The sequence below is a fragment of the Bacillus cereus group sp. MYBK14-1 genome (assembly GCF_051916885.1).
Taxonomy (GTDB): domain Bacteria; phylum Bacillota; class Bacilli; order Bacillales; family Bacillaceae_G; genus Bacillus_A; species Bacillus_A cereus.
This window is the reverse complement of record NZ_JBQAHM010000001.1, coordinates 232,364-258,123: the sequence shown is the minus strand read 5'-3', so window position 1 is coordinate 258,123 and position 25,760 is coordinate 232,364. Positions and strand designations below refer to the sequence as shown.

The following is a 25,760-nucleotide window of genomic DNA, read 5'->3' as shown; positions in this document are numbered from 1 at the left end:
TGTGCTATTTATATAACCCCGTCGTATACATCTCCGTTAACGTATACACAATTTCCTCTAAGTTAATCTTTTTGTCATTTTGCGTAATAGTCCAAAGAAACGATTCATTCATCGCGAACCAACCGCGTGCTACAATCTCTTTATTTAAATTAGGTTGTGCTAATCCACTTTCTTGAGAGTAAGTAATATCCTGTTTAATGCTTGTTATAAAACGTTCCCGAATCTCATCCCATTTTTGCCGTATTTCTCTTGATAATCCTATCGCTTCCTCTACAACTTGCAAAATAGCGCGTTCTTCATCTGCTAATTGCAGGAATGCTCTAACTTGATTTTGAATCATTATACGTGCTTCCTCTTTTGTTTGTGGAGAAAAAGAGCGTTCAGCGATATTATAAAAACGATTCATAACATCTTCCATTAAACTAATTAGGAGATCATCTTTGTTTTTGAAGTATACATATGCTGTTCCATAACCAGTTTCTGCATGTTTAATAATTTGTGTAATTGTCGTTTTTTGAAATCCATTATTTATAAAAATAGTGTAACCAGAGTGTAATAGTTTCTTCTTCGTTTCTAAGGAGCGGTGTTTTCTTGATGAAAGAGTAGAATTTTTCAAAGAATCACCTCTTTATACTGAAATATCTGAAAATATAACTGTATTGTAAAAGAAGTTCATATATAAAGTCAACTGACATAATATCATTGACGTTGTATCAATTAAGGTGATATATTTCAATTAGTTAGAATAAAAAGAAAATTAAGAGAAGGTGACACCATGTATAAAGAGCCATTTCAACCAACTTATGAGTATGCGCTTGAATGTGATAAACATGATGAACTGAAAGATTTTCAAACTGAATTCTATAAAAACGAAGGTACTATATATTTAGATGGAAACTCATTAGGGCTACTTTCAAAAAGAGCAGAGAAATCATTACTTACGTTGCTAGATTCGTGGAAAGAGTATGGCATTGACGGCTGGACAGAAGGTGAGCACCCGTGGTTTTTCCTTTCAGAGAAATTAGGTAAACTTACAGCCCCTCTTATTGGTGCTTTACCGGAAGAAACTATTGTAACCGGTTCTACAACTACAAATATACATCAAGTTATTGCGACGTTTTACGAACCAAAAGGAATACGTACAAAAATACTTGCGGATGAATTAACTTTCCCATCAGATATTTATGCACTTCAAAGTCAAATTCGTTTAAAAGGATTAGATCCAGAGGAGCATTTAGTAAGAGTGAAAAGCCGAGATGGTAGAACACTTTCTGAAGAAGATATTATTTATGCGATGGAAGATGATATCGCTTTAATTTTATTACCTTCTGTTTTATATAGAAGTGGTCAAATTCTGGATATGAAACGTTTAACAACGGAAGCTCATAAACGCGGCATTCATATCGGATTTGATTTATGCCATTCAATAGGATCTATTCCGCATCATTTCAAAGATTGGGATGTCGATTTTGCTGTTTGGTGCAATTATAAATATTTAAATGCAGGACCGGGTGGCGTTGCAGGAATTTATGTGAATAATAAACATTTTAATAGACTACCAGGGTTGTCTGGATGGTTTAGTTCTAGAAAAGATAAGCAGTTTGATATGGAGCATACATTAACAGCTGCTGATCATGCAGGTGCTTATCAAATTGGTACACCGCACGTTTTAAGTACAGCACCATTAATTGGTTCACTTGAAATTTTCAAAGATGCTGGTATTGAACGTTTACGTGAGAAATCTTTACATATTACGAGATACATGCTGAATTTAATTGGACATGAATTAAAAGATTTCGAATTTACAATTGGAAATCCATTAGAGGATGAAAAACGAGGCGGGCACATTTATTTAGAGCATGCAGAAGCAGCACGTATATGTAAAGCACTAAAAGCAAATGGAGTAATTCCAGATTTTAGAGCGCCAAATGGGGTGAGACTTGCGCCGGTCGCTTTATATAACACATACGAAGAAGTGTGGAAATCTGTACAAATATTAAAGAAAATTATGAAAAATGAAGAGTATAAGCAGTTTGAAAATAAGCGAGAGGTTGTGGCATAAATATGAAAACATCAGAGTGGATTGATATTTCACAACCGCTAAATAATAATATTGCAACGTGGCCAGGAGACACACCGTTCTCGTATGAAGTTTCATGGTCAAAAGAAGAAAGTGGCTCAGTAAATGTCGGAAAGTTAACGATGAGTATTCATACAGGCACTCATATTGATGCACCATTTCATTTTGACAATGATGGAAAGAAAGTATTGGATTTAGATGTTCAAGTTTATGTTGGCCCAGCACGGATTATTGACGTTTCTAATCTTGAAAGCATCGGGAAAAAGGAATTAGAAAGCTTTCATTTAGAAGGTGTAGAACGATTATTATTACGTACATCTTCACATGGAAAAGCTGAAGAATTTCCAGAGGTGATCCCTCATTTACGTGCAGACATAGCGTCGTTTCTTTCAGAGAAAGGTATTCGTTTAATCGGAGTAGATGTACCATCAGTTGATCCGCTAGATGATAAAGAATTAGCAGCGCATCATCAATTATTTAAACATGGAATTCATATTTTAGAAAATGTCGTACTAGATCATGTAGCAGACGGTGATTATGAACTTATTGCATTACCACTTGCATTAACTGATGCAGATGGAAGTCCAGTTCGAGCCGTTATTAGACCAATATAAGTAGAATCATATAAAAGGGGCGTTTGGCTAATATGAAAGAAAATGAAAAAGTAATTATGGAAAAAGGGATTCATACGGATTTTAAAGAGAATATGACGTATGGGGAGTATTTACAATTAGATAGTTTACTATCTTCTCAAAAAAGATTATCGGACCATCATGATGAAATGTTATTTATCGTTATTCACCAAGCAAGTGAGCTTTGGATGAAGCTCATTTTACATGAGCTAAATGCGGCGATTGAATCTATTAAACAAGATAAATTACAACCAGCTTTTAAAATGTTAGCACGTGTATCAAAAATTCAGTCTCAAATTATTCAATCTTGGGATATTCTTGCGACATTAACACCATCAGAATATATTGAGTTTCGTGATTCACTCGGTCAAGCTTCAGGTTTTCAATCGTATCAATATCGTATGATTGAGTACGCACTTGGCTATAAAACGCCACACGCATTAAAAATTTATGAAAAGGATCCAGAATTACATGCACGACTTCATAAAGCGCTACATGCACCAAGTCTATATGATGTCGCGATTCAAGCATTAGTAAAAGAAGGATTCCCTATTCATAAAGATGTATTAAACCGTGATATTACGCAGCCTTATGAAGAAGATGCAACAGTAGAAGCAGCATGGTTGGAAGTGTATGCGGATGTGAAAAAATATTGGAATTTATATCAGCTTGCTGAAAAATTGATTGATATTGAAGACTGGCTACAACAATGGCGTTTCCGTCATATGAAAACAGTAGAAAGAATTATTGGACATAAAATGGGTACAGGTGGATCCTCCGGTGTTTCTTATTTAAAGCGAGTACTTGATCAACAATTCTTCCCAGAGCTTTGGAATGTTCGTACGAAATTATAAAAATAAACCTGTCAGTTCATTATGGCTGACAGGTTTATTTTTATTTGAGCACAATTATGTTTAAAATGAAGGAACAAGATATAATAAATGGAGTAACTATTTAAATGGAGGTAAAGTTTTTGGATTTCAAGCAACTAGAAAATAAATTCGAAAAGAAAAAAGTGAATACATTTCTTGTTTATCAAAAAGGGGAATTAACAACTGAGTATTATAAAACACCCGAATGTGCAAATAACTTATATAAAATAAATTCGATTACAAAAAGTATCGTATCTTTATTAATTGGTATTGCAATTGATAAGGGCTATATAAATGATATACATACATCAATTACAGAGTGGATTGAAAATGTACCTGGGGAAAAACATGATTTAACGCTATATCACTTATTAACAATGACTACTGGTGAGGACTGGAAAGAGTTTGGGAATGGAGTAGTATTCCCAAATGACTTTGTAGAATCAGAGAACTGGGTACAGTACATATTAGAAAAGCCAATAATTGAAGAACCTGCTACAAAAATGAATTATAATTCAGGTTCTTCTCATTTACTGAGCTATATTATTCAAGAAGCTACTGGAATGTCGACAGAGCGGTTTGCAAAGAAATATTTATTTGATCCATTAAAAATTAACGAATACGAGTGGCAACAAGATCCGCAGGGTATATATGTAGGTGGCTTCGGTATGAAAATGAAATCTACCGATTTATTAAAATTAGGAAAATTATGTTTGCAAAATGGATATTGGAATGAAAAAGAAATTGTATCAGCAAAATGGTTAGAAGAGTCAAGTAGGGCGCAATTTGAAACATATGAACATGTCGGCGCATATGGATATCACTGGTGGGTATTACATAACGAAAGATTTCACATACCGTATTGTATATATTTCGCTATGGGATACGGCGGACAATACATCGTTATCATTCCTCAATTAGAAGTAGTATCTATTATAAGTAGTCATATGCCAAAACGTGGGCTCGTTCCGTTAAATTTATTTATTGAGCATGTACAGGGAAATTCTAATTATATATAAGAAAAGGAGGGAATGTATGAAAGATGAAAAAATTTTATCTTTATTTAGACTATGTTTAAGCCTTCTAGCATTTAGTGCAATCATTACGCAATTTATAATACGGGCACAAGTGAAACCGTTCAATCCAGTTAACTTTTTTAGTTTCTTTACGATCGAAAGTAACATTTTAGTTGCATGTATTCTCCTTTTAAGTAGTATCGGAACAGCTACATTTGGTCGCTCAGAACAGTTTAGTATACTTCGTGGTGCAGCAACGGTATACATACTTACGACTGGACTCATTTATTTTTTATTATTAAGAGGGTTAGAAGAATCACTTCAAACGGCAATACCATGGGTAAATACGGTGTTACATTATATCATGCCAATTGCTATGCTTTTAGATTGGATATTAAATCCACCAAATAAGAAAATCACTTGGAAACAAGCTTCAAGTTGGCTCTTATTCCCGTTTTTTTACGTTGTATATAGCTTAATTCGTGGTCCAATCGTGAATTGGTATCCTTATCCATTTTTAGATCCGAGAATAGGTGGATATGGTAGAGTACTTTTATACAGTATAGGGATAGCAGTTGTAATTGGCACTATTTGTATATTGGTAAGATTTTTAGGGAATCGATATTTTAGAAAAGAATTTTAGAAATGAAAGAAACCCGGCTGTTATGAATCTAAATAGCCGGGTTTCTTTCATTTTATCTACTCGTCTTCTGAAACGACATTTTAATAAATTTCTCCGTCTTCGTTTCAAATTCCACATCAACAAAAACACCATATTCTTTTCCGTCTTCACGTAGCCACAATTTGAATTTTTCAACTGTTATTTGAACGGTTTTTGGTTTTCTACCTATATGAAGGTAATCAATAATCTCTGCTTTTGGGTACTTTTCTTTCGTTTTCTCTACAGCAAGCTTACCCCATTTTGCATACGGCGGCTGCGCATGAACAATTGATGAGCCTGTATATATATTTGAACATGTTGTTAGGAACAGAAGGACGAGTGCGACACGCTTTAACAAATTCTTCATGATGAACTCCTTTTATCCTTTTTTTATATTGTTTACATTTTCTTTCTACGATATTAGTTTGGATTTTTTTGTCTTCTTTACATAAAAGCGAGGCTTTTACAAAACATAACCAAGAAATCATTTACATAATTAAGGAGGGAAAATTATGCGCCAAAAAGCTATGTTTAAAATAGCGGTTTTACTTGCGTTCATAGGACTGTCTTTAATGGTCAGTAGTATACAACTAAAGAATGTAGAAGCATTTTCTAATCAAGTCATTCAAAGAGGAGCATCGGGCGAAGATGTCATTGAACTGCAATCTCGTTTAAAATATAACGGATTTTATACGGGAAAAGTAGATGGTGTTTTCGGATGGGGTACATATTGGGCACTTCGGAATTTTCAAGAGAAATTTGGATTACCCGTTGATGGTTTAGCTGGAGCTAAAACGAAGCAAATGCTCGTGAAGGCAACGAAGTATGACAAATCAACTGCTAATAAAGGAACGACAACGAATAAAGGAAATAGTGGTGGCACTGCACAAGAGAATAAACCACCTCAAAATAAAGGGACAAATGTTCCGAACGGTTATTCTCAAAATGATATTCAGCTGATGGCAAACGCAGTATACGGAGAATCACGTGGTGAACCGTATTTAGGACAAGTTGCAGTAGCTGCTGTTATTTTGAACCGTGTTACAAGTGCGTCATTCCCAAATACTGTTTCAGGTGTAATCTTTGAACCTAGAGCATTTACAGCGGTAGCCGATGGACAAATATATTTAACACCAAATGAAACAGCAAAAAAAGCAGTTTTAGATGCGATTAACGGATGGGATCCAACAGGAAATGCTTTATATTATTTCAATCCAGATACTGCGACTAGTAAATGGATTTGGACTCGTCCACAAATTAAAAAAATCGGTAAACATATTTTCTGTAAATAGAGCGGAGGTGGGACAATGTTACGAGGTATTATCATTGTATTATTAACAGTCGGTGTAGTAGGAACAGGCTATTGGGGCTATAAAGAGCACCAAGAGAAAAATGCGGTTTTAATTCGAGCGGAAAATAGCTATCAACGTGCATTCCATGATTTAGCATACGAAGTCGATTTATTACACGATAAAATTGGCACAACACTTGCGATGAATTCACGATCATCTTTATCACCTGCATTAGCGGATGTATGGCGTTTAACATCTGAAGCTCGCTCGGATGTAGGGCAACTTCCTTTAACATTAATGCCATTTAATAAAACGGAAGAATTTTTAGCGAATATCGGTGATTTCAGTTACCGTGCAGCCATTCGTGATTTAGAAAAAGAACCGTTAAATGAGCAAGAATATAAAACGCTACAAACTTTATATTCAAATGCAGGAAATATACAAGATGAACTAAGAAAAGTACAACATCTTGTTTTGAAAAATAATTTACGCTGGATGGATGTAGAAATGGCACTTGCATCAAATCGCGATCCAGCAGATAACACAATTATTGATGGATTGAAAACTGTAGAGAAAAACGTAACATCATATTCTTCTACAAACTTCGGACCGACCTTTACAAGTGCGCAAAAAAATAAAAAAGGTGGATTTGAAGCGGAAGGAAAGGCAATTTCTAAAGATGAAGCGGCGAAAATTGCCAAATCGTTTTTGAATTTAAAAGGAAATGAAAAAGTAGATGTTGAGAAAAGCGGAAAAGGTGCGAAAGAATCCTTCTATAGTGTGAAAATTAAAGATGAAGCAACGAACAATGAGTTCTATATGGATATTACCGGAAAAGGCGGATATCCAATTTGGGTTATGAATAACCGCGAAATTAAAGAACAGAAAGTTAGTTTAAACGATGCAGGTAGTAAAGGTTTGAAATTTTTAAAGGACCATAAGTTTAATAATATGGAGCTTTATGATAGCTCTCAATATGATAATGTTGGTGTATTTACGTATGTAGTAAATGAAAATGGAGTACGAATTTATCCAGAAGCAATCCAAATGAAAATTGCTTTAGATGATGGTTCTATCGTTGGGTTCTCCGCAAAAGAATACTTAGCGTCACATCAAAAGCGAACAGTTCCATCGGCAAAGCTAACTGCAGCCGAAGCAAGAAAGAAAATCAATCCGGATGTAAAAGTCATGGAAGAACGTAAAGCTTTAGTAGTCAATGATTTGCATAATGAAGTGCTTTGCTATGAATTTGTAGTCACTTTAGGAAAAGATACGTACCAAATATTCATTAATGCTAATAGCGGGGCCGAGGAAAAGGTAAAGAAAATGCAAGCTGTTGAAAAAATTTATGATTAAACCTTAATAGTGAAGTGGTGAAAATAATGAAAACTCTAATATATATATTGATGCTTTGCTTCGTTATAACTGGATGCAGTATTGGAAAAAAAGACAATCCAAACGAAAAGCCGGAACAAAAAAATGTTTCAATGAAAAATGTTAATTATACGAATAAATCAAATAAGCCAAATGAAAAAGCAGCAGATCATTTAGCATCTTTAGCAGCAAGTGTGCCAGGTGTGAATGATGCAACAGCGGTCGTTGTTGGAAAATATGCTATTGTAGGTATTGATGTAAAAGCAAAACTTGATCGAACTCGAGTTGAATCAATTAAATACTCTGTTGCAGAAAGTTTAAAAAATGACCCTGACGGTGCTAATGCAGTCGTTGTAGCAGATGTTGATACGTATGAACGCCTCAAACAAATCGGAAAGCAAATTAAAAAAGGAAAAACAGGTGAAGGTATACTAGATGAATTAGCCGCTATTGTGGGCCGAGTAATGCCACAAGTTCCAAATGATATGATAGAAAATAGAGAAACGAATCCAATTAAAGATAATGATAAACAATTACCAAAAGATGAAGAACAAGAGTTAAGAAAAGAACAGGATGATCAATCAAATAATCATTTGAATAAATGAAATTAGCCTCGTACTTAATTGTACGAGGTTTTTAAATATAATATTAAATATTCAGTTTATTTTTAAGGGAATATATGGTTTAATTATCATGGGAGGGACAACTGTTATGATGAAAAAAAGCGCATGTATATTGTTTAGTTTATGCTTAGGTTTCAGTATGACAGCGTGTGAACAGAGAAAAGAAGTGAAAAACCAAACAGCAACTTCTTCTACTGTGATGGAAAGGCAACAGAAAGAGTCTATCAATATAAATCATTTCTCGAGTATAAATGAAGGAATGACTTATACAGAAGTGAAAGATTTAATTGGTTTTGAAGGAGATTTACTTATAGAAGAAGGGGTAGAGCATTCTACACAAATTAAACAAATTTTTGCTTGGAAAGGGAACGATCCAAATTCATTTGTTGAAATTACCTTTTTAGATGGAAGAGTGCATTCAAAAGCACAGCAAGGTATAAGTTAATAAGCTAAAAAATGGGAGAGTTTAGCATGAACATACACACAGGGGAAATTCAATTAACTCCGTATAAGGAGAAATATAAAGAAGTTATACAAACATTTACTTTACCAAGTGAACAAGTTCAGTTTACATCAGATCCAAGCGCATTACTGGAGAAAGCAAAAAGTGATTATACAAAAAATGTGATTGTTATTTTAGATCACAATGGGGTACCGGTGGGTCTTTTCGCATTGGAAACGGGAGATAGAGTAAAGGAGTTCACAGATAATGAGGATGCTTTACTTTTAACGTCATTTTCTATTAATCACAATAGACAAAGAAAAGGATTCGCTAAAAAGTCATTGTTATTATTAGAAGAGTTTGTAAAACGTTATTTTCCAATAAAAAATGAAGTTGTACTTGCTGTGAATGAAAGAAATATTCCTGCACAAAATTTATATGCAAAAGTTGGTTTCCAAGATAAAGGTTTTAGAAGAATGGGACCAATTGGCCAACAAATAATAATGCATTTACCTATAATGAAATAATGAGATAGAAAACTTACTCTTGAATATTCAAGTAGTAGGTTTTTTTATTTTAACAATATATAATATATGTATATAAAATGAAACAGGAATGAAGGATATAAAAAATGAATCAAGATAGAAAATGGAATATCGTTGGAGGAAGAGTGATTAAAACTGGGATTGCAGTTTTTCTTACAGTGTTAGTTTGTGATTTTTTTAACATCCCAACTATTTTTGCTGTAATAACAGCAATTGTTACAATTGAACCAACTGCAACAGACTCAATAAAAAAAGGACTTATTCGCTTTCCGGCCTCAACAATTGGATCGGCATATGCCATGACTTTCACATTTTTCCTAGGCCACCAAGCAATTTCTTATGCATTAGCTGCAATGTTTACGATCGTTACATGTCAAAAACTAAGGTTACATGCGGGAACTTTAGTCGCAACTTTAACTGCCGTAGCAATGATTCCAATTACGGCAAATCATTATTTTACTGCATTTTTAATTCGTTTAGCTACTACATCTACTGGTATTATAGTATCTACTTTAGTGAATTTTTTCATTTTTCCACCCCACTACACGAAAATGATTTTTGGATGTACAGAGGATCTATTTGCTAAAACAGCAAATATTATGGAAGAATGGATTGCTGCATTAGTTGCAGGAAAAGGTATGAAAAAGGAGACTGCTCAGGATTTATCTAAATTGACTTTATTATTGCATAAGGCGATACAATTTGTTCAATATGAGCAGAAAGATTGGGAATATCATCAACATACAAAGAAGGAAATGAGAAGCTTTTTAACGATGCAGAAGCAACTTCATATATTACAGCAAATCATTTACCATATAGATAATTTAGCTCGGGTATCAATTGAGACTTGTGACTGGTCACAAAGTGAAAGAGAAATATTACAACGAACAATTCATTCTATAATTGCTATATTGAGAAACCGTTGTAATGAAATTGATGAGGAACATTTCAAACTTATTGCTGAATTAGACAAGCAATTTTGGAGTTATAAAAATGATTTAAAAGATTATAAACCAAATCATTATCATCACCATTTTTCAAGTGAATCTATTATTTTATTTGAGGTATTATCTATTCATGATATGTTAGAAGAATTAAAACAAATATCCGAGAAATATGAGTGGGAAAACCGAGTCAATTGATAAGTTCATTTTACTGTGGGGGGGATAATATGACACTTTATATTGCATTACTAAGAGGAATCAATGTCGGTGGCCATAAAGTAATCAAAATGGCTGATTTAAAACGAGTGTTTGAATCAATAGGGTTAAAACAAGTGAAAACATATATACAAAGTGGTAATATTGTGTTCGAATCTGAGGAAGGTATAAACTTTCTAAAGGACCGAATACAATCTGAAATAAAAAAAGAATTTGATTTCGATGTTCCAGTCATGCTAAGAACACATGATGAATTTATAAATATTATTAAACAATGTCCATATGAAGTTCATTCATTGTTAGAAGGAGAAAGTGTTCATATTGCTTTTTTAGCTAATGTACTTTCTGAAGAAGAGAGTAGTCAATTACTTACATTTAAAAGTGAACTTGAAGATTGCTATATAGATGAGAAGGTCGTTTATTTATTTTTCAAAAATAGCATTCGAAATTCTAAATTAATGAACCAGTTTCAGAAGTTACATACACCAGCTACAGTTAGGAATTGGCGGACTGTGAATAAATTAAAAGCAATTGTAGAGAGTATGTAAATATAAAAAGATGAGGTTTTCTACATGTAGAAAACCTCATCTTTTTACTTATATTGTTTTGCAACTATGAGTTCGACAATAGGATAAATAAAGAATGAAGAGCAAATTGCGATGAACAGGGGGAGGTTTTTTACTCCATCTAAATTAGCCCCCATAGAAAATCCTTCGGAGAAGATTAATAAAAGGAACATTACAACTACAAGCACAAAATACGCAATTTTAAAGCTTTTATATGTAATTTGTTGTCCCATCTCATCTTGACTTTCTTCTGACACACCGTGGGGATCTCCCCAAGTAATGTGATTAATTAAATTACTAAGTATTAACGAAATAGCAAAAATCGTACCACCTAAAATAGAACCTTCAGTTATGTATTTATATGTGCCATGTACTAGTATTGCAATTAATGCTAAAACAATGATTATAAAAATAGTTTTTTTAGTATTCAATAAATAATTGCCCCCTCGATTGTAAAAAAACTCTTTACAAATATAAGTATAAAATTGGAAAATTGTCATGTCAAATACTTTTTACACACAATATGTAAGTATGCAATATTTTGTTTTTATGATAAATAAAAAATTACAATACATTTGAATGTAAAAGAATGGGCTCGCATATATTTGGAAGGGATGTCAGATTAATTTAGGGGGTAGTTATGTCTATACTTTTAAAAGCTGGTGCAGATGCAGGAAACAACGGTTTGAAGTTAATGGTGAAAGGGCAAGACCCTATTTTTATTCCGAGTATTTATTCTTTATATATAGGTGAGCCTACAGGACTCTTAGATGAGGTAGATGTTTCATTATCTGAATTAGAAAACCACATTGATGTGACTATAAGTTCGCCATCGTTAATGCTAAATAATGTACGATACATCGTTGGAGAAAAAGTTATTCAAGATCAATTAAAAGGTACTGAGGTAGAGAAGAAATCGAATAAGTCAACGGATGAGTTAATGGTTATTACAATACTATCAGGTTTGGCGGTAAGCGCTATGCGTCAAAGTCCAACTTCTAGCCATATTAATATTCGTTATGATTTATCTGTCGCTCTTCCTATGCAGCTTATTACACAAGAAATAGCTGCTGAAAATGCAAAACGTTATATGGGAAATCATAAGGTTATTTTCCATTATCCGAACGGACGCGATGTGACAATTAATGTTTCAATTGAGTATTGTAAATGCCTGCCTGAGGGCGCTTCTGGTACGTGGGGCATTGTATACGATGAAGAAGGAAATGTTGTGAAACATAAAATAGAATGTGAGCAAAATCAAGTTTCTGAAATTGATTTTGTAGATAAAACTCTACTCTCTTTTGATATTGGTGCAGGGACGACAGAAGAAGTCGTTTCATTAGGGGTGAATTTCCGTCCGCAACTAAGTAAAGGTTTATCTTATGGTGTAAAAGAGACGTTACTACAAATCATTACGAGATGGAACCGGAAGTATCCAACTAAAACGATTGATAGTATTACAGAATTTAATCAAATTTATTTAAATGATAAGCATCCGAGAAATACCTTATTAGTTGAGGAATCACAGCCAGCGCTATTAGGTTTAGCAGCACGTGTTGCAACAGATATTATAAATAAAATTGATGATATGAAAGACGATCCATACGTGTTTATTTATGGCGGGGGTGCAGTAATTATTAAAAACAGTTTAAAAATGATTTTAAAGCAAAAAGGACGACTCAAAAATGTAATCTTTGTAGATAATCCGTTATTTACAAATGCACGAGGATTATTAGTTTATACTTGTTCGCCAAAATATAGAGAGCATAAGCAAAAAGAGTTAGGATTTACAAACTTAACGATAAGTTAGTTGGTGGAAGTATGCGATCTAGGCGATATAAACGTGGTGATCGAGTAAAAATCAATATTCATAAATCGGTATCACCTGAAATGCTTGCGTGGCTGAATAAACAATCAAATCCAACTAATTTCTTCTTTTTTGCTGCGCAGCAACTATTTAAACAAGTTGGAGATATTGACGTTTCAAAAGCTTTACCAAGCAGCCATGTTTTCTCATTATATGTGGAGCCTTCATCCTTATTAAAAGTCGAAGTAAACCCTTTTAAAAACATGACACTAGACACAAATACATCCACCGAAAATGCAAAAAAAAAATTATGGGAATCTGTTGATCAATTAGATTGTCCATTTTTTTAAACATAGAAAAATATAAAAAGTCCCCATCACTATACATACGAATACAGTGATGGGTTTTTGTTTGTAACTAGAAGGGGGCACAATTTGTGCCCCCTTCCATTAGTTATTTATCTAAATTTTAGATGTATGTTTAGAAACAGCGTTAATTATGCTTTCCCAGTCATCTGGATGGTTTTCATGGCCTGCCCCTTTAAGAGTTAATAGTACTGAGTTTGGAATTTCATCAATTAGTGCGAGGCCATGTTCAAATGGGAGTGCTGTATCGTCTGTTCCGTGAATAACCAATGTTGGTGCTTGTATGGAGTGAAGTACACCTTCATATGCATCATCACCTTGAAGTAAAGCGTGATTAAACATACTTAATAAATTGTTTGCGCGTTCTATTTCTTGTTTTACTTGTGTATAAACTCTATTTTCATCAAATATTCGTTCTGATCCACATAATAGACGAGATCCTGAAACTAAATATTCTGCCACATCATTTTTATTTGTCCAATCTATACTTGCGCTCTTTACATGATGTGTTAAAATCCTTTCATCCATTGGGGGTAAATCGCGAGTATTATTATCAGATCCTATTACACTAGTCGCTAGTAAAGTTAGCGTCAAAATTCTTTCGGGATGTTTTACAGCGGCAATTTGAGCAATCATACCACCTAATGACATACCAAAAAGATGGGCTTTATCAATATGATAAGCGTCTAATACTCCGATTGCATCTTCAGCCATATCTGTTACTGAATAATTTGAAGTGCCAGGTTCATATGTAACAGAGCGTCCAACATCGCGATTATCAAAGCGAATAACAAATTTTCCTGTGTTTGCCAACTGTTCACAAAATTCTTCATCCCAATATATCATTGAACAAGTAGCTCCCATAATTAATAAAATAGCGGGATCATTAGAGTTACCGAAGCTTTCTGTACATATATCAATACCGTTTATTTTAAATATCTTTTCACTCATAAAGTTAGCCCCATTTCTTTTGAATTTAATTAATAATACAGTTTTGAATCATTCTAAGATGTGTGTAAGATTCTCTTTGAAATTCATCCCGCTATTTGCCGGGCAGTAAGAGCCCGATTGGTGAGGAATGATTAAAGTTTCACTTTATAATGCTTTTTGCATAATTACCCCCAAAAATAAGTATATGGTAATTCAAGGCAAAAAATTTTGAGAAATAATTGTATGTTATTAAAATAAACAGCAAGGAGGAGAGGAAATGAAAGCAATCGTTATTGATCGATATGGCAGTGTTGAAGAATTAAAAGAAAGACAAGTTTTAAAACCGGTTGTTAAGAATAACGAAAAAGCTCAACAATAGATAATATCCCATACTATACATTTTCATTTGCGGGCATTATTTATTGTTGGCTAATGTGATATTGCTTCTAACAAATACTTTTTCGTATTGTATCATGTAATTTCTCTAATCCAATTTCCATATCTTTCTCGTTTAACATTGAATAGCTAATTCTTAATTGGTTATCATTTGTTTCGTAGTTTAATAGACAAGCTGTTCCTGGTAAAAAAGAGACATCTACTTCATTTGCTTTTTGTAATAAGGTAAAGGGATCTATCGAATCAGGTAGTGTCACCCATAAATTAAAACCTCCATTTGGTATTTCAAAGTGTAGTTCTTTTAATGGCGATAATATATCAATTGTTAAATCACGTCTCATTTGTAAAGCTGTACGTAATTTTTCTAAATGGTTTTTCATACGTTCTGCACGTAAAAACGGTAGAAGTGCCTTTTGTGTTAATAAAGGACTACCGATATCCATTGAACCTTTTACTGCATATAGCCATTCAAAAATAGGACCATCGGCAATAAGCGCCGCGATACGCAGTCCTGGTGCTAACGTTTTACTAAATCCTTTTATATATATTACGTGGCCATCCTTATCAAAACTTTTGATTGGGGGCGGGATTATAGCATCTTCAAAATATATTTCTCCGAAAGAATCATCTTCAATGATAAAAAATTGATATAGCCCCGCTAGTTCTATAAGTTCCATTTTTCGTTCTTTACTCATTACTGTACCTGTCGGGTTTTGGAAGGTCGGATTCGTATACAATAAAACGGGATTTTTACTTTGACAAATATCATCAATTAAGTCGGAGCGAACTCCATGATTATCAAGAGAAACAGGAATGATTTGAACACCTTTATTGATGAAAACATCAAGCGCGGCACTGTAACACGGACTTTCTACTAATACAGTATCTCCAGGTTTTAATAATGTTTGAGCAATTAAATCAATTCCTTGTTGTGCTCCGCTTGTAATTAATAATTGAGATGGGTCCGTCACTAATTTCTGGTGTTCATTTAAGTAATTTGCTATTTCAACTCGCAATTCATAATCGCCTTGAACTGGCCCATAAGTTGCTAACAACATCGGATTTTTATCCAGCAATTTATGCATTTCGTCTGCCAAAAATGGATTTGGTAACAGACGGGGATACAGAATTGCTTGTGAAAAATCATAATATTTACGGTGTTTATTCATTGCATATTGAGAACGCATAACATTAATAGATCTTGATTGTTGCCATTTATACGGTATCGGTTTGAAATCTTTCTTTACACGTTTATATATGTAAGCACCTTTTCCTTGTTCGATGCGTATATACCCTTTCGTTTCTAACTGTTTATAAGCTTTACGAACAGTTAATACATTGATTTGTAAATCTGTGGCCATACAACGTAAAGAAGGAAGGGATTCACCATGTGAAAGCATACCACTTTGTACTCTTTCAACAATTTGCATATATATTTGCTTGTAATACGGTATGTTTGATTCTTTACGCAATACAATCTTCATAGGTTCACCTATTTTTCTTTTTAATTTAATTAAAGCGAAAAATATATAGGGAATCAACTACAACTTGAAGTAACTGTTATATGTACCGATACACTGTTATACACCATAGCCTCTATACTCATTTTAAGAGTAAAAAGGAGGAAGTAAAATGGTTATTTTTAATTACATTTTAGTATGTATTATTTTCGGGACAACATTTTTAACGATTAAAATTGGAATTGAAGCAGGAGCGCCACCGTTGTTTTCAGCAGGAATTCGTTTCTTTTTAGCGGGTATAATCCTTATGATTATTTTTAAATTAAAGCGAAAAGAAATTATGCCACATATATTTTCAAAACGTATTATGTATGCTGGATTTTGTTTAACATTTATGACATTCGCAAGTTTATATTGGTCAGAACAATATATTTCTTCGGGATTAGCTGCTGTTCTTTCTGCTACGGGACCAATGATGATTTTATTAATACAAGCAAAGAGGAATAGGGAGAAATTACAAAAGGAACAACTCGTTGCTTTAGTTATTGCACTAATAGGTGTTATATTTGTTTCTTTACCAGGAATGCATCAACAAGTAAGTTTCATATGGAGTATTGCTTGTATTGTTTTAGTTATAGGGGAGCTATTTTACGGAATAGGCTCTATTCGTTCAAAAGAAATACTGTCAGATTTATCAAATGTATCACCATTTCTTATTAACGGTATTCAAATGTTTTATGGAGGGATTTTACTACTCATCGCATCTATTATTGTAGAACAACCAAATGTAACCGTATTAACTTCATGGAGTGTGCAATGGCCTATTTTATATCTCATATTTATCGGATCGATTGGTGGACACGGATTATATTACTGGCTCTTATCAAAAACAAATCCAGTATTTCCATCGACGTGGTTATATGTATCACCATTAATTGCAATAATTGTGGGATATATCATTTTAGGAGAGCCTTTAAATCCTACAATGGGAATGGGAGCTTGTCTTATATTGATTGGTGTATTTTTGGCCAATCGTTCAACACTACGGACTTATTTCAAAAAAGGGCGGTTATTAGAGAAGGAGATGTAGTTTAATAAAGCAACAGCCCTGTATATTACAGGACTGATAAAATCAAAAACACAGTTGGAAAAATAACCAACTGTGTTTTTGATAATTAATTCACTTTTTTAATAAAGCCTTTATAATGACGTTTTACAAGCTGGCTTTCTAACGTCTTCATAGTTTCTAGTGCTACACCGACAATGATAAGTAAGCTTGTACCACCAATTTGAGCAGAAGGTGGTAACGTAGCAATTTTCGTGAATACGAGCGGTAATATAGAAATAGCACCTAAGAAAATTGCACCGATAAATGTTAAACGGTATAAAATTTTAGTTACATATTGTTCAGTTGCTTTACCAGGACGAATACCAGGAACATATCCATTTTGCTTTTTCAAATTCTCAGCCATTTGTTCAGGATTTACTTGAATAAATGCGTAGAAGTATGTGAAAGCAACGATAAGACCGACATAAAGTGTCATTCCAATTGGATGTGCGAAATCAAGATTTGCAACTAACCATTTTGATACGCTTGAATCAGGGAAGAGCTGCGCAATTGTACGCGGCGTCATTAAAAATGCAGAAGCAAAGATAACTGGTATAACACCAGCACTATTTACTTTAAGCGGTAAATGAGTGTTTTTTGCTCCTTGATATTGATTGTTTCCTGAAACAGCTTTTGCATATTGGATCGGTATTTTACGTACAGCTTGTTGGATGTAAATAACACCAACAACTATCGCTAAAATTACGAGTCCAATTAAAACAATTTTTATTATGTGCATAAATAGCTGATCGCCAGCATTTTGGAATTGTTGTAAATAAATTTGATTTGCAACATTTGGAATCGCGGCAACGAGACCTGCGAAGATAATCATCGAAATACCATTACCAACTCCGTTAGCGGTAATTTGTTCGCCTAACCAAAGTAAAAATGCAGTACCTGCAGTTAAAACTGTCGCAATAAATAAGTATGTAGTCCAGCTTTGATCTGTTATTAATTGTCCACCTGCTATATTATTAAAGCCATAAGACATTCCGATGGCCTGTATGAATGCGAGAATGATTGTAAAGTATCGAGTGAATTGAGCTGATTTCTTACGGCCCATTTCTCCTTGCTTTGCCCATTCCGAAAACTTAGGTATAACATCCATTTGTAGTAATTGTACTATGATGGAAGCTGTAATATATGGTGTAATACCTACAGCAAAGATTGAGAAATGTTGCAATGCTCCTCCACCAAATACGTTTAACATACCTAGAACGTTAGCTTGATCTTGTACTTTTAATACCTCTGCGTTAGTATGAGGAACTGGAATAAACGTGCCAATTCGAAAAACGATTAACATCGCTAGTGTAAAAAGGATTTTCCTTCTTATCTCAGCTACTCTCATGAAATTTGAAATCGTACGAAACATTATGTCGCCTCCTATATTTTTATCAGTAAAAAACTGATTATTATACCCTATGAAGTAACCACAAACCTCCTTCCGCACTAAATTCATTTGACAAATGGATTTTCATACACTTTGTAGTTTTCACGGATATAAAAATATAAGGTGTTATATAAGCGACCTTTACACTTTACGTAATCATTCAATACCCATAATATATCGAATAAATTAACAAATGTACATACATACGCATTAAAAATGAATAAATAGGGTCATTTTTTACATTTATTTAATGATAAATTGATAGGACATTATTATTCAAGATTGTTATACATGTTATAAAAATAAAAGCGAGCCATTATGATTTATAACTAATATTCATTCAAATGTGTCAGCTAATAGCGTCTCCCAATCTTTAAAGGATAATTTATCAGTTATATGTTTTAGTGCGTTAGGTACAACAATATGACAAATAAGTTCTAAGCTATTACCATATGGATCAATAAAATAAACAGATGCATTACCTTGATGTGGACGGACAAAGGGTTCAATAGATTCATTACTCCCAAACGGAACAGCTTTAATTTGAAGTGAGTGTAACCAATGTAATGATTCTTTTAAATCCTCATAGGAAACTCTAAATGCAATATGACGTAAAGAAGGATGATATTTTGTTTCGTATTCAGAGCCCGCCCATAATCCTAGCCAACTTTTCCCTTCCTCAATCCAAAAGAATGCTGTTGATTCATCGCTCCAGGCTAACTTCAACCCTAGTTTTTCATAAAATTCGATAGATTGTTGTAAATTACTCACTGGTAAATGCGCTTCGTATATTCCTTTAATCAATTAAAATCCTCCACCTTTTTATTTTCTTACAATTAATATATCGATTTAAAAAGAATGTAAAATCAAATAAAAGTATGAAAGTACATACTACTTTAGTAGTAATAGTAATCAATTATATTTCAATTCAAATTCATCTCCCGCTGATTAAAGTTTCACTTTATATGATTAGAGAATTCTTTTTATTTAAGAAGGAATAAATGTTAAAGAAAGCTAATTAAACAGTGTACATATTTATAGGGGAGAAGATATAAATGAAAGTTGTTATAAAAAAATTACCACCATTAGAAGTAGCGTATATAAGACGAACTGGTAGCTACTTTGAACCGCAAGACCACTGGGGAAAGTTACTGAATTGGTCAATTGAAAATAAACTGTATCCACCAGAGCAATCATTTATCGGAATATCATTGGATAATCCTGAACTTGTTGCAAGTCATAAGTGCCGGCATGATGCATGTGTTACGATTCCTGAAAACTTCGATAAAGAAAAGTATCATGATGTGCAATTTAAAAAATTAGATGGAGGTACATATGGTCTATACCAGTTCTATGATGAACCTCATAAATTAAGTGAAGCGTATCAATACATGTATGTAGAGTGGCTACCAAATAGTGAGTATGATGCAGATTATGATAGAGATAATTTAGAGTTTTGCTTAAATAATGTTGCTGAAGATCTAGACGGAAAGTTAAAGGTTGATTTATTTGTGCCAATTAAAAAGATATAAAAAAACAAATAAGTTCATTTGTGGCTTTAAAATAAAATTGGAATAGTAGTGAAAGAAAATCTTTTTTCGAAGATAATATCTCTAGCGTAGAAATTTAAGTATGTAGGTTGCAATGAAAGGAGAATCCACATGGATACATTTGTAAATGACAAGTTTTATGAAACGAGAGATCAATTATTTGAGGAAATTACTTTGTTGAGTGATGCTCAATTTAATAGGAAACCAGATAAGGATAAATGGAGTATTGCACAAGTTTGTCATCATTTAGTTTTATTAGATGAGAGAGTGATAACAGTTATTTCCTCAGGGTTAAAAAAGTTAGATAGTACCCAAAATGAGCGTAAAGAAATTCACACTATTTTATTAGATAGAACGAAAAAGTTTATAGCTCCAGAAATGATTGAACCAAGTATAGAACCATTTGAAGTGGAGCAAATGCTCAATATGCTAAACGAATCAAGAAAAGAATTGATGCGTTTCCTGAGTACAATAGAAGATGAGTCTATATTAGCGAAAAAATCAGTGATGCATCCAGCTCTTGGAGAATTATCCCTTGATCAGTGGATAGAATTGATCTATTTACATGAACAGCGTCATATTTCACAAATAAAAGAGATAAAATTGCTTTGTGAAATTGAAAAGTAAAAATTATTCCCTATTTATTGATACGTATTATAAACAGGGGAAACGGTTGATTCATATTGATTCAGAAGAAAACAAAAATAGAATGAAATTAGTTGAAAGTGACCAATAAGCTTAAGAAAATATGAAACTATCCGATTTTCTGTATAAGTGTAACCCCGTCTTAAATGAAGAGCGGGGTTATTTTTTGAAAGTACACTTCACACGCTTAAGGAAGGAGTATTCTGTCAGAAAACGATAAAATACAATTCTGTTAGGGGATGTATGCAATTTATTCTCTTTATTTTTGCAACAGAACCACCTTCAAAATTATCTTTTGTAGTTGAAGTTTCCTGAATAATAAGTTACATTTTTAAAGTTCAAGCAACTTTATGAAAGTACAAAAAGGGGAGAAATATTATTATTATGCAAAAAATGAAATGGAAGAACTATGTATGTTACTTTGTAATTTTATTACTGCTTGGAACGGCAGTAATAGTCAAACCATCTATCTCTAAGGCTGAGGAATCTGAAGTTAATATTACATTGTTAGGTACTGCAGATATTCATGGTAGATTTATGCCTTGGGATTATGCGCTTGATGGAGCAAATATGAGTGGAAGTTTGACGCAGCTTTATACGGTTATAAAGAAGGTCCGTCAAGAAAATCCAAATACCATATTAGTAGATGCCGGGGATACAATTCAAGGAAACTCAGTAGAATTATTCAACGATAAGCCACAATCGCCAATGATGGTAGCGATGAATACAATGGGATATGATGCCTGGGCATTTGGAAATCATGAATTCAACTTTGGATTAGATACATTGAAAAAAGTTAGTGAGCAATATAAGGGAAAAACGTTAGCAGGAAATATTTATAAGGAAAATGGAGAGCGCTTTCTTCCTGCATATACAATTGTAGAAAAAGGTGGAATTAAAGTTGGGATTATTGGTATGAATACACCAATGATTAGTGATTTTGAAAAAGGGACAGATCACTTAAATGGTTTAGTGGTGAAAAATCCGGTAGAAGAGACGAAAAAGGCAATTAAGGAATTAGAAGGTAAAGTAGATGTAATGGTAGGAGTTATGCATATGGGACTAGAAAATGAGAATGGTATCCCTGGTACTGGTGTTCAAGATATTGCAAATGCTTGTCCGGAACTAAGTGCTATTTTTGCGGCTCATATGCATAAACTTGTAAAAAAAGAAGTTGTAAATGGCGTAATTATTACAGAACCAGATAAATATGGAACACATATTTCACGTATTGACCTTACTTTTACAAAGCAAGATGGGAAGTTGGCTTTAAAAAATAAAACTGCTACCGCTATACCTGTAAAAAATGCTGATGGGACAACGATATTATCCGATTCTACACTTGAAGAAACATTAACACCTTTTCACGAATATGCGAGAGGAGATGCAAATGTTGTAGTCGCTCAATTAAAGGGTAGAAATCTTGTTCCTGAAAATGAAATAAAGGGTATTCCAAGTGTTCAGATTCAAGAAACACCTTTATCAGATTTCTTTCATGAAGTTATGCTCTACTACAGTAAAGCAGATGTAGTAGCCCATCAAATTGATAATGATTATGCCCGTTTAGATACAGGCCCTATTAAGAAAAAAGATATTGCGTACAATTACCAATATGCCTTGGGAGAAATTACAGTATATAAGATTTCTGGAAAAGATTTAAAAGACTATATGGAATGGGCAGCAGGATATTTTAACTCATCTCGTGCCGGAGATGTAACCGTTAGCTTTGATAAAACCCGCCGTGCATCTAAATACAGTACGAACGATTTCTTTGGAGGCGTAAAATACGAAATTGACTTAACAAAACCATATGGAAGCAGAATTACAAATTTACGCTCTATTCGTACAAACAAACCAATCAAAATGAGCGATGTTATGACGTTGGGAATGAATGCATATAGAATGGAGGCTCTTCAGGCAAAAGGTGGAGCTTTAGAGGGGCGTAAGTTTGAACAAATTTGGTCATCTAAACAAGAGAATGCATTTGGAGAAACAGGCGGAACCATTCGTAACCTTGCTATTACATATTTAAAAGAGGTAAAGAACGGTGTATACACACCAAAAGTTATGCATAATTGGAAAATTACTGGTGTAGATTTACATTCTTCAGAGCATAAGGCGGTAGTTGATCTTGTGAATAAAGGGATTTTAGAAATTCCAAAAACAGAAGACGGAAAATACACAAATATAGCATCTATAAATACGAAAGACTCAATTTCAAAAGAAGAGATTATATTACTCTCACAAAAAGCAAATATTAATCCAAATCAGTTTAATCATGTAAAGACAAAAGGTGAATTTTACAAAAAACTTAGTAGGATTACTAAAAAAATATAAATTATAAAATTTCTTATAGTAATTGTTATTTTAATAACATTAAACCCACTCTTACAATAGTAAAGAGTGGGTTTTTATGTTGTTATTTAGAGGTAAGTATACTTTTATTACAATGAATATAGATAATTAATAACTAACCAATTGGGTGAGCACCTATAAGGACTCTCTTTTATTCAAATTAATGTACATATGTGTTCCGTTCATTATTTATAATATTGACCACAATTTATGTAATTTTGCATAATGTTACATAAATTGTGTATTTTCTCTTTTTTTAGACATTAATAGACAGTATACTTTGTACAAGCTTTCTATTTCAAAAATTATACGAGGTGAAATAATGAAAAACAAAAAGACATTAACTAAGGTAGCATTAACAACAGGATTAGCTTTAACAGCTGTGGCACCATATGGGGTAGGTCATGCAGAGGAAACAGATCAACTACAAGTTCAAATTCAGGAGGAATCGTTCCGTTCGGGTGAACTTACACAGCCGTCACAAAAGGCACCAGAAAATGTAGTAAAGGATGCACTTAAGGAGAAAACAGAACAAGCTCTGTCCCAAAAACAAGTCAATGGAGAAGCAGGAGTAGATTATAAAGTCCTTCAAAAACGTGGTTCGTATGATGGAACTACACTTGTGCGTATGCAGCAAACATACGAAGGAAAAGAAGTATATGGACATCAATTAACTGCACACGTAGATAATAAGGGTGTTATTAAAAGTGTTTCAGGTGATAGCGCGCAAAATTTAAAACAAGAAGAATTGAAAAAACCTATTAATCTATCAAAAGATGAAGCAAAACAATATATTTATACGAAATACGGGAACGATATCAAGTTTATTTCTGAGCCAGAAGTTAAAGAGGTTATTTTTGTTGATGAAAATAATGGACAAGCTAGCAATGCATACCAAGTTACCTTCGAAGCTGCAACACCAAACTATGTTTCTGGTACTTATTTAGTAAATGCACAAAATGGTGATATGTTAAAAAATATGGTACAAGAATCTAACTTAAAGGCCAGTGACAAACTAGTTGGAGCTTTAAAGAAAAGTAAACAAAGCAGTCTTACATCATTAACCGGAACAGGAAAAGATGATTTAGGTATTAATCGTTCATTTGGTATCTCTAAACAAAGTAATGGCAAATATGCTCTTGCTGATTATACAAGAGGGCAAGGCATTGAAACATATGATGTGAATTACAGAGATATTACTAAAGAAGAAAGCTATTATCCTGGTACATTAGCGACAAGTACTTCGGCAACATTTAACGATCCAAAAGCAGTAAGTGCTCATTACTTAGCAACAAAAGTATTTGATTTTTATAAAGATAAATACAAGCGTAATAGCTTTGATAATAAGGGACAAAAGGTAGTTTCAGTTGTACACGCTTGGGATTCTGAAGAGACGAATGATCCGAAAAATTGGCAGAATGCATTAAGTGCTAATAATGGAAGTATGCTTGTATATGGCGATCCTATTGTTAAAGCATATGACGTAGCTGGACATGAATTTACACATGCTGTTACTTCTAGCGAATCTAATCTTGAATATTACGGGGAATCCGGTGCGATTAATGAGGCGCTATCTGATATTATGGGAACATCTATTGAGAAATACGTAAATAATGGAAACTTTAACTGGACAATGGGAGAACAAACGGGATCTGTTTTCCGTGATATGGAAAACCCAGCTTCTGTTCCATCTTCACTTGGAGTGCCTTATCCAGATGATTACAGTGAATTTAACGATTTTAATGGATGGGATCAAGGCGGTGTTCATTTTAATTCAAGTATTATTAATAAAGTTGCGTATCTGATTGCAAAAGGCGGAACTCATAACGGAGTAACTGTTAAAGGAATTGGTGAAGATAAAATGTTTGATATTTTCTATTATGCAAATACAGATGAGTTAAACATGACTTCTAATTTCAAAGAATTGAGATCAGCATGTATTCGAGTGGCAACTAATAAATATGGTGCGAATACAGCTGAAGTTCAAGCAGTTCAAAAAGCATTTGATGCAGCAAAAATTAAGTGATTTAGAAATATAGTTATCATTCATATATTAATACATTATGAAAAACAGCTAATGTCATTTTAAGGATATTAGCTGTTTTTTACGTGGCAATGTATCGTTGAAAATAAACTGACTAAGCAATAATGAGGCACTTTATCTGTAAGAAGTTGTGACAAATAAATAAGGTTTAAAATATATAAAAACAGAAAATTAACAATATATTGACCTCTTGATAGAAAGTCTATAAAATGAAAGCGATAACAAACGATTGCTTTAAAATGTTTTCCCTGATCTTTTAGTATTTACAAATATATGAAGGCATAAACAAATCTATTTTTTTAAGTACTAATGCAAACGTTTTCGTATTAAAAGGTCATTGAAATACATACGTGAAAATAGCCGATATGGAGGTGAAGTAAAAGAGATTTCTAGATTAATTTAAGCAGTGTTATTCAGTGTAAGCATAATAAATCGTTAGTAATATTT

General features: G+C 33.3%; 26 protein-coding genes. 19 read left to right on the top strand and 7 right to left on the bottom strand.

Annotated features, from left to right (window positions below):
• Window positions 1-4: 4 nt before the first annotated feature.
• Complete coding sequence (locus tag ACTFR3_RS01265; RefSeq protein WP_078400574.1) at window positions 5-616, bottom strand: TetR/AcrR family transcriptional regulator; 612 nt, start codon at window positions 614-616, stop codon at window positions 5-7.
• 159 nt (window positions 617-775) lie between these two features.
• Between ACTFR3_RS01265 and kynU the strand changes: the two genes are divergently transcribed.
• The 5 genes from kynU (at window position 776) to ACTFR3_RS01240 (ending at window position 5,243) form a co-directional block, all read left to right on the top strand.
• Window positions 776-2,062 (top strand): kynureninase, encoded by a 1,287-nt coding sequence (kynU, locus tag ACTFR3_RS01260; RefSeq protein ID WP_000276307.1) that lies wholly within the window; start codon window positions 776-778, stop codon window positions 2,060-2,062.
• A gap of 2 nt (window positions 2,063-2,064) precedes the next feature.
• Window positions 2,065-2,694, top strand: a complete 630-nt coding sequence (kynB, locus tag ACTFR3_RS01255; protein WP_000858074.1) for an arylformamidase — start codon at window positions 2,065-2,067, stop codon at window positions 2,692-2,694.
• Window positions 2,695-2,726: 32 nt separating this feature from the next.
• Window positions 2,727-3,566 carry a tryptophan 2,3-dioxygenase gene (gene kynA / locus ACTFR3_RS01250; RefSeq protein ID WP_000661957.1) on the top strand — a complete coding sequence of 280 codons (840 nt, stop codon included), beginning with the start codon at window positions 2,727-2,729 and terminating at the stop codon, window positions 3,564-3,566.
• 119 nt (window positions 3,567-3,685) lie between these two features.
• A complete protein-coding gene (locus tag ACTFR3_RS01245; RefSeq protein ID WP_000346250.1) occupies window positions 3,686-4,603 on the top strand; it encodes a serine hydrolase domain-containing protein in 918 nt (305 codons plus the stop codon).
• 16 nt (window positions 4,604-4,619) lie between these two features.
• Complete coding sequence (locus tag ACTFR3_RS01240; RefSeq protein WP_000650957.1) at window positions 4,620-5,243, top strand: Pr6Pr family membrane protein; 624 nt, start codon at window positions 4,620-4,622, stop codon at window positions 5,241-5,243.
• Window positions 5,244-5,295: 52 nt separating this feature from the next.
• Here the strand turns inward: ACTFR3_RS01240 and ACTFR3_RS01235 are convergent, their stop codons facing one another.
• The gene (locus ACTFR3_RS01235) at window positions 5,296-5,628 is read right to left on the bottom strand and encodes a YqzG/YhdC family protein (protein ID WP_000793368.1); all 333 of its coding nucleotides are present in this window, start codon (window positions 5,626-5,628) and stop codon (window positions 5,296-5,298) included.
• A gap of 145 nt (window positions 5,629-5,773) precedes the next feature.
• Here ACTFR3_RS01235 and sleB point away from each other — a divergent pair, with 145 nt between their 5' ends.
• The 7 genes from sleB to ACTFR3_RS01200 all read left to right on the top strand — a co-directional run bounded on the left by sleB (window position 5,774) and on the right by ACTFR3_RS01200 (window position 11,245).
• The gene (gene sleB, locus ACTFR3_RS01230; protein WP_001249063.1) at window positions 5,774-6,553 is read left to right on the top strand and encodes a spore cortex-lytic enzyme; all 780 of its coding nucleotides are present in this window, start codon (window positions 5,774-5,776) and stop codon (window positions 6,551-6,553) included.
• A gap of 15 nt (window positions 6,554-6,568) precedes the next feature.
• Window positions 6,569-7,909, top strand: a complete 1,341-nt coding sequence (gene ypeB / locus ACTFR3_RS01225) for a germination protein YpeB (protein ID WP_440044091.1) — start codon at window positions 6,569-6,571, stop codon at window positions 7,907-7,909.
• 26 nt (window positions 7,910-7,935) lie between these two features.
• Window positions 7,936-8,532, top strand: a complete 597-nt coding sequence (locus ACTFR3_RS01220; protein WP_000854053.1) for a YhcN/YlaJ family sporulation lipoprotein — start codon at window positions 7,936-7,938, stop codon at window positions 8,530-8,532.
• A 106-nt stretch (window positions 8,533-8,638) separates the two neighbouring features.
• A complete protein-coding gene (locus ACTFR3_RS01215) occupies window positions 8,639-8,995 on the top strand; it encodes a hypothetical protein (RefSeq protein ID WP_000976446.1) in 357 nt (118 codons plus the stop codon).
• Window positions 8,996-9,006: 11 nt separating this feature from the next.
• A complete protein-coding gene (locus ACTFR3_RS01210; RefSeq protein WP_128809263.1) occupies window positions 9,007-9,519 on the top strand; it encodes a GNAT family N-acetyltransferase in 513 nt (170 codons plus the stop codon).
• Between the two features lie 104 nt (window positions 9,520-9,623).
• Window positions 9,624-10,679 carry an aromatic acid exporter family protein gene (locus ACTFR3_RS01205; RefSeq protein WP_440044090.1) on the top strand — a complete coding sequence of 352 codons (1,056 nt, stop codon included), beginning with the start codon at window positions 9,624-9,626 and terminating at the stop codon, window positions 10,677-10,679.
• Window positions 10,680-10,708: 29 nt separating this feature from the next.
• Window positions 10,709-11,245, top strand: a complete 537-nt coding sequence (locus ACTFR3_RS01200) for a DUF1697 domain-containing protein (protein ID WP_000177389.1) — start codon at window positions 10,709-10,711, stop codon at window positions 11,243-11,245.
• Window positions 11,246-11,289: 44 nt separating this feature from the next.
• On the opposite strand, the gene ACTFR3_RS01195 is transcribed toward ACTFR3_RS01200, so the two are convergent.
• Window positions 11,290-11,694 (bottom strand): hypothetical protein, encoded by a 405-nt coding sequence (locus ACTFR3_RS01195; RefSeq protein WP_001093141.1) that lies wholly within the window; start codon window positions 11,692-11,694, stop codon window positions 11,290-11,292.
• 209 nt (window positions 11,695-11,903) lie between these two features.
• On the opposite strand from ACTFR3_RS01195, the gene ACTFR3_RS01190 reads away from it, so the two are divergent.
• Window positions 11,904-13,073 carry a ParM/StbA family protein gene (locus tag ACTFR3_RS01190; RefSeq protein WP_000025622.1) on the top strand — a complete coding sequence of 390 codons (1,170 nt, stop codon included), beginning with the start codon at window positions 11,904-11,906 and terminating at the stop codon, window positions 13,071-13,073.
• Window positions 13,074-13,084: 11 nt separating this feature from the next.
• The gene (locus ACTFR3_RS01185; protein WP_001257760.1) at window positions 13,085-13,420 is read left to right on the top strand and encodes a hypothetical protein; all 336 of its coding nucleotides are present in this window, start codon (window positions 13,085-13,087) and stop codon (window positions 13,418-13,420) included.
• A gap of 111 nt (window positions 13,421-13,531) precedes the next feature.
• Here the strand turns inward: ACTFR3_RS01185 and ACTFR3_RS01180 are convergent, their stop codons facing one another.
• Together ACTFR3_RS01180 and pdxR are read right to left on the bottom strand one after the other, a co-directional pair.
• Window positions 13,532-14,386, bottom strand: coding sequence for an alpha/beta fold hydrolase (locus ACTFR3_RS01180; protein WP_001290785.1), 855 nt, complete (start codon window positions 14,384-14,386; stop codon window positions 13,532-13,534).
• A 425-nt stretch (window positions 14,387-14,811) separates the two neighbouring features.
• Window positions 14,812-16,245 carry a MocR-like pyridoxine biosynthesis transcription factor PdxR gene (gene pdxR, locus ACTFR3_RS01175; RefSeq protein WP_243821053.1) on the bottom strand — a complete coding sequence of 478 codons (1,434 nt, stop codon included), beginning with the start codon at window positions 16,243-16,245 and terminating at the stop codon, window positions 14,812-14,814.
• Between the two features lie 148 nt (window positions 16,246-16,393).
• Here pdxR and ACTFR3_RS01170 point away from each other — a divergent pair, with 148 nt between their 5' ends.
• A complete protein-coding gene (locus tag ACTFR3_RS01170) occupies window positions 16,394-17,311 on the top strand; it encodes a DMT family transporter (RefSeq protein ID WP_000234337.1) in 918 nt (305 codons plus the stop codon).
• Between the two features lie 85 nt (window positions 17,312-17,396).
• Here ACTFR3_RS01170 and secY read toward each other — a convergent pair whose 3' ends face one another.
• Both secY and ACTFR3_RS01160 read right to left on the bottom strand, forming a co-directional pair.
• Window positions 17,397-18,701, bottom strand: coding sequence for a preprotein translocase subunit SecY (gene secY / locus ACTFR3_RS01165; protein ID WP_000490135.1), 1,305 nt, complete (start codon window positions 18,699-18,701; stop codon window positions 17,397-17,399).
• Window positions 18,702-19,055: 354 nt separating this feature from the next.
• A complete protein-coding gene (locus ACTFR3_RS01160) occupies window positions 19,056-19,523 on the bottom strand; it encodes a VOC family protein (protein ID WP_243821052.1) in 468 nt (155 codons plus the stop codon).
• A gap of 251 nt (window positions 19,524-19,774) precedes the next feature.
• On the opposite strand from ACTFR3_RS01160, the gene ACTFR3_RS01155 reads away from it, so the two are divergent.
• From ACTFR3_RS01155 to ACTFR3_RS01140, 4 genes are all read left to right on the top strand, one after another.
• Window positions 19,775-20,251, top strand: a complete 477-nt coding sequence (locus ACTFR3_RS01155) for an AraC family transcriptional regulator (protein WP_000869612.1) — start codon at window positions 19,775-19,777, stop codon at window positions 20,249-20,251.
• 129 nt (window positions 20,252-20,380) lie between these two features.
• Window positions 20,381-20,896 (top strand): DinB family protein, encoded by a 516-nt coding sequence (locus ACTFR3_RS01150; RefSeq protein ID WP_000379366.1) that lies wholly within the window; start codon window positions 20,381-20,383, stop codon window positions 20,894-20,896.
• Window positions 20,897-21,298: 402 nt separating this feature from the next.
• On the top strand, window positions 21,299-23,251 hold the full coding sequence (locus ACTFR3_RS01145; RefSeq protein ID WP_243821051.1) for a bifunctional metallophosphatase/5'-nucleotidase: 1,953 nt from the start codon (window positions 21,299-21,301) through the stop codon (window positions 23,249-23,251).
• A 340-nt stretch (window positions 23,252-23,591) separates the two neighbouring features.
• Window positions 23,592-25,295 carry a M4 family metallopeptidase gene (locus tag ACTFR3_RS01140; protein ID WP_000791447.1) on the top strand — a complete coding sequence of 568 codons (1,704 nt, stop codon included), beginning with the start codon at window positions 23,592-23,594 and terminating at the stop codon, window positions 25,293-25,295.
• Window positions 25,296-25,760 lie beyond the last annotated feature (465 nt).